The organism is Variovorax sp. 20P10.2.4 (assembly GCF_058244205.1).
In genome coordinates this window covers 1-4,767 of record NZ_JBZAYE010000561.1, presented here as the reverse complement: position 1 = coordinate 4,767, position 4,767 = coordinate 1, and the positions used below count along the sequence as shown (strand labels likewise).

At 70.3% G+C, this 4,767-nt stretch carries 5 protein-coding genes; 4 read left to right on the top strand and 1 reads right to left on the bottom strand.

Annotated features, from left to right (window positions below):
• Nucleotides 1-881 (bottom strand): sigma-54-dependent Fis family transcriptional regulator (locus AC27VN_RS32970; protein ID WP_490879294.1); only part of this gene is annotated, 881 nt, incomplete at its 3' end.
• A gap of 234 nt (nucleotides 882-1,115) precedes the next feature.
• Here AC27VN_RS32970 and adh point away from each other — a divergent pair.
• The 4 genes from adh to AC27VN_RS32950 form a co-directional block, all read left to right on the top strand.
• A complete protein-coding gene (gene adh, locus AC27VN_RS32965) occupies nucleotides 1,116-2,636 on the top strand; it encodes an aldehyde dehydrogenase (protein ID WP_093344814.1) in 1,521 nt (506 codons plus the stop codon).
• 81 nt (nucleotides 2,637-2,717) lie between these two features.
• Complete coding sequence (locus AC27VN_RS32960) at nucleotides 2,718-3,113, top strand: DUF779 domain-containing protein (protein ID WP_490879293.1); 396 nt, start codon at nucleotides 2,718-2,720, stop codon at nucleotides 3,111-3,113.
• 118 nt (nucleotides 3,114-3,231) lie between these two features.
• Nucleotides 3,232-4,578 carry a DUF2325 domain-containing protein gene (locus AC27VN_RS32955; protein WP_490879292.1) on the top strand — a complete coding sequence of 449 codons (1,347 nt, stop codon included), beginning with the start codon at nucleotides 3,232-3,234 and terminating at the stop codon, nucleotides 4,576-4,578.
• A 22-nt stretch (nucleotides 4,579-4,600) separates the two neighbouring features.
• Nucleotides 4,601-4,767: LysR family transcriptional regulator (locus AC27VN_RS32950; RefSeq protein ID WP_490879295.1), on the top strand; the 167-nt coding region annotated here is incomplete at its 3' end.

Genomic DNA, 4,767 nt, shown 5'->3' with positions numbered 1-4,767 from the left:
GAGCGCTCGAGCACGGTCGCGATCTGGCGCCCGCCCGGCAGCGTGAGCAGGCTGCGGCGGCGCTCCATGCGCGCCCAGTCACGGCCGAGGAAGGTGGCGGCGTCGAGGTCGAGCAGTTCCTGCCACGAGTGCCCGAACAGTTCGAGCGCCACGTGGTTGGCCGCGGCGATGCGGCCGTCGGCGATCACCATCAGGCCTTCGCGCGCGGTGCCGATCAGCGAGGGCCGCGGATGGAAGCGCAGCAGGTGGCCGCTGGCCTCGCTGAGCATCATGCGGTGGCCGACCTGCTGCGCCGCCATGCGCACCAGCCCGAGCGCATGGCTGTTGACGCGCACCGTCTCGCCCGAGATGTCGAGCGCGCCCGCCACCTCGCCGCGGCCGGTGAAGATCGGCGCCGCCGCGCAGCCCAAAGTGCCGTTCTGTGCCAGGTAGTGCTCGCCGCCGAGCACCATCAGCGCCTGGCGCTCGGCCAGCGCGGTGCCGATGGCGTTGGTGCCGCGCTGGTGTTCCGACCAGCCGGCGCCGGGCCGCAGCGCGAGGCGCTCGGCCTTGGGCAGGAAGTCGGGGCTGCCGATCTCGTCGAGGATCAGGCCGCTGGCGTCCGACAGCACCACCACGCAGCCGTTGCCGGTGGCGTGCTCGGCCAGGCCGTCGAGCTCGGGCTGGGCGCAGTCGAGCAGCCGCATCGCCTGTTCGCGCCGCTCGCGCAGCAGCGCCAGCGCCATCGGCTCGCACTCGCCGCCGCGCGGATCGACCGGCAGGCTGCGGCGCCACGAGCGCGAGATGTGCGGCGCGATCCAGGGCTCGGGGTCGCGGCCCTGCACGAAGAAGAGCTCCCGGGCCTGTTCCACCTGCGACGAGGGCGATTGCGAGTCGGTCATCCACGGCTCCAGTCGGTTCGGGGTGCGAGCCGGTTCGCCCGGTTCGCCTTTCGCGACATGCTAGCCGTCATGTTCGCGCGGATATGTCGCAGATTGCGAAAGAAAACCCTTGCGACAGCGCTGCGCCCAGGGCCGGAGCCTTCGGGATTTCACCGAGGCCGGCGGGTACGGGCCTTGCAGACCTTCGTGCGGGACGCCGCATGTCGCGGCGCCTTCAACACAATGGAGACACGCATGGACATGCTCGAACCGGGCAAATTCGGTACCGCGGTGCCGTTCAAGAAGCGCTATGGCAACTACATCGGCGGCGAGTGGGTGGCGCCCGTGGACAACCAGTACTTCGAGAACATCACGCCGGTGACCGGCCAGGTCTTCTGCGAGGTGCCGCGCTCGAGCGCGGCCGACATCGACCGCGCCCTCGACGCCGCGCACAAGGCCAAGGCCGCCTGGGGCCGCACCTCGACCACCGAGCGCGCGAACATCCTCAACCGCATCGCCGACCGCATGCAGGAGAACCTGGCCGTGCTCGCGGCCGCCGAGACCTGGGACAACGGCAAGCCGATCCGCGAGACCACCGCGGCCGACCTGCCGCTGGCGATCGACCACTTCCGCTACTTCGCCGCGTGCATCCGCGCGCAGGAAGGCGGCATCAGCGAGATCGACCACGAGACCTTCGCCTACCACTTCCACGAGCCGATCGGCGTGGTCGGCCAGATCATCCCGTGGAACTTCCCGCTGCTGATGGCGGTGTGGAAGCTCGCGCCCGCGCTCGCGGCCGGCAACTGCGTGGTGATCAAGCCGGCCGAGCAGACGCCGGTGTCGATCCTGGTGCTGATGGAGATCGTCGGCGACCTGCTGCCGCCGGGCGTGCTCAACGTGGTCAACGGCTTCGGCGTGGAAGCCGGCAAGCCGCTGGCCTCGAGCAACCGTATCGGCAAGATCGCCTTCACGGGCGAGACCACCACCGGCCGGTTGATCTCGCAGTACGCGAGCCAGAACCTGATTCCCGTCACGCTCGAGCTCGGCGGCAAGTCGCCCAACATCTTCTTCGCCGACGTGCTCGACAAGGACGATGCCTTCTTCGACAAGGCGCTCGAGGGCTTCGCGATGTTCGCGCTCAACCAGGGCGAGGTCTGCACCTGCCCCTCGCGCGCGCTGATCCAGGAATCGATCTACGACCGCTTCATGGAGCGCGCGCTGAAGCGCGTGGCCGCGATCCGCCAGGGCAGCCCGCTCGAGATGGAGACCATGATCGGCGCGCAGGCCTCGAGCGAGCAGCTCGAGAAGATCCTGTCGTACCTCGACATCGGCCGGCAGGAGGGCGCGCAGGTGCTGATCGGCGGCGAACGCAACACGCTTGCGGGCGACCTCAAGGACGGCTACTACGTGAAGCCGACCGTGTTCAAGGGCCACAACAAGATGCGCATCTTCCAGGAGGAGATCTTCGGCCCGGTGGTCTCGGTCACCACCTTCAAGGACGAGGAGGAGGCGCTCGCGATCGCCAACGACACGCTCTACGGCCTGGGCGCCGGTGTCTGGAGCCGCGACATGAACCGTGCCTTCCGCATGGGCCGCGGCATCCAGGCCGGGCGCGTGTGGACCAACTGCTACCACCAGTACCCGGCGCATGCGGCCTTCGGCGGCTACAAGCAGTCGGGCATCGGCCGCGAGAACCACCGCATGATGCTCGACCACTACCAGCAGACCAAGAACCTGCTGGTGAGCTACAGCGAGAACAAGCTCGGCTTCTTCTGATCCCCTTGCCGCAAGGCACGCCCCGCGCGGCCCGTGACGGGACGCGCGGGGCGTTCGTGCATCTTCGAAGGAAGGCTTTCCATGACACAAGAAGTCCTGCGCGTGACCGCGACCGACGCGGCGCTGGCGCTGGCGCTGATCGACAGGCTTGCCGCGAAGCACGGCGCGCTGATGTTCCACCAGTCAGGCGGCTGCTGCGACGGCAGCGCGCCCATGTGCTATGCCCAGGGCGAGTTCATCGTCGGCGACTACGACCGGCTGCTGGGCCACATCGGCGGCATGCCGTTCTACATCAGCGGCCCGCAGTTCGAGTACTGGCAGCACACGCAGCTGATCATCGACGTGGTGCCGGGGCGCGGCGGCATGTTCTCGCTCGAAGGGCCCGAGGGCGTGCGCTTCCTTACACGCTCGCGGCTGTTCACCGACGAGGAATGGGCCGTGCTCGAGGCGCGCGAGCGCGACGGCGCCAAGGCCTGAGCCTTCCCCCGCTCCCGGGCGGAATCCGGGGCGAAAACCCTCCCGCTTGGCTTTCGCTATGTTGCGTCGTATATTGCGGTGTCGTTTTCGCCAGACCGCGCCGTCGCGCGCCCCGCCGATGCAGCAGCCGCCTTTTCGCCTTCTCGCCGCCGCCGATGCCGCGCTCACGCGCGTCGATCGCGCGGATTCGCCGCTGCGCTATGCCGCGGTCGACTGCTGCGCCACGCCCGAGCCCGAGGCGCATGAGGCCGTCGCGGCCGGCCGCGCGCGGCTGGCGGACCTCGACCACCACCTCCATTGCTCGGTGATCGGCACCTGCCTGAGCACGGCCGAGCTGCGCAAGCTGATGGCGCGCTTCGCCGACGTGAAGGGCGCCAGCGACCTCGACATCCACCACGACGCGGTGCGGCAGACCTCGCACGACCCGCAGGTCGCGAAGGCGCTGCAGAAGGCGCTCGACCACCGGCATGCGCCGGCACTGCAACGTGCCTCGAAGCTGGCCGACGCCGAGGCGTTGACCGCCTACTGGGACGAATCGCTGCACCAGGGCGAGGTGCCCGGCGCCTACTGGGCCGTGCTGACGCACCGCAAGACCACGCCGGCGCTGCGCCAGCGCGTGTTCGGCGACGTCCACATGCTGTCGCACCTGGTCGGCGCGGCCAACCGTGCGGACATCCGCCGTCTCGTGGCGCTGGAGCGCGACAACGCGGAGCTGCGCGAGAAGCTCGACCGCCAGCAGCTGCGCTCGCAGGAACTGATGGAGGAGCGCGACCGGCAGATCGCGGCGCTGCGGCGCGAACTGATCGAGGCCACGGCCGCCGCGGCGCCCGAACGGCAGGACCGCGTGGAGGAGACCGACAGGGCCGAGAAGGCGGCCGCGCTGATCGCCCTGCAGACCGCGCGCCGCGAACGTGCCGAGCAGACCGCCGCCGCCGCGCAGGCCGAGGCGGCGCAGCTGGCCGAGACGCTCGAGCATCTGCGCCGCCACACCCAGGCATTGGGCCGCGAGCTCGGGGCCGCCGAGCTGCAACTAAGGATCAACGCGGACGACGGCGGGCGCAACGACCAGTCGGCGCAGCTCGATGCGCAGCTGCAGGGCCGCCGCATCCTCTACGTGGGTGGGCGGCCCAGCACCTATCCGGCGATCCGCGATCTCGTGCTGCGGCATGGCGGGGAATTCCGGCGCCATGGCGGCGGCCTCGAGGATCGTGCGGGCCTGCTGGCCGCGGCCGTCTCCTGGGCGCATGTGGTGGTGTTCCCGGTCGACTGCATCGACCACGAATCGGTGGACAACCTCAAGCGGCTGTGCACGCGCCAGCAGGTGCGCTACATGCCGCTGCGCAGCGCGGGCATCGGCTGCTTCGCCGCGGCCTTCTCGGGGCCGGCGGAAGGCACGCAGGCACAGGGCGAGGGCAGGGAAGACGGGCCGTCCGGCACGTCGCCGATCTGCCCGCGGCACGGCTGAGCCGGGCGCGCGCCTCGCCCCGATGTTCATCCGCCAGCTGAACTACGTCGTCGCGCTCGCGCGCGAACAGCACTTCGGCCGCGCCGCCGCGGCCTGCAACGTCTCGCAGCCCGCGCTCTCGGGCGCCATCCGCAGCATCGAGGAAGAACTCGGCGTGGTCATCGTGCAGCGCGGCCGGCGCTTCGAGGG

Bases quoted from the DNA above. Each gene is read 5' to 3' on its own strand.
- adh (WP_093344814.1), top strand. From the start codon at position 1,116: ATGGACATGCTCGAACCGGGCAAATTCGGTACCGCGGTGCCGTTCAAG.
- AC27VN_RS32960 (WP_490879293.1), top strand. From the start codon at position 2,718: ATGACACAAGAAGTCCTGCGCGTGACCGCGACCGACGCGGCGCTGGCG.
- AC27VN_RS32955 (WP_490879292.1), top strand. From the start codon at position 3,232: ATGCAGCAGCCGCCTTTTCGCCTTCTCGCCGCCGCCGATGCCGCGCTC.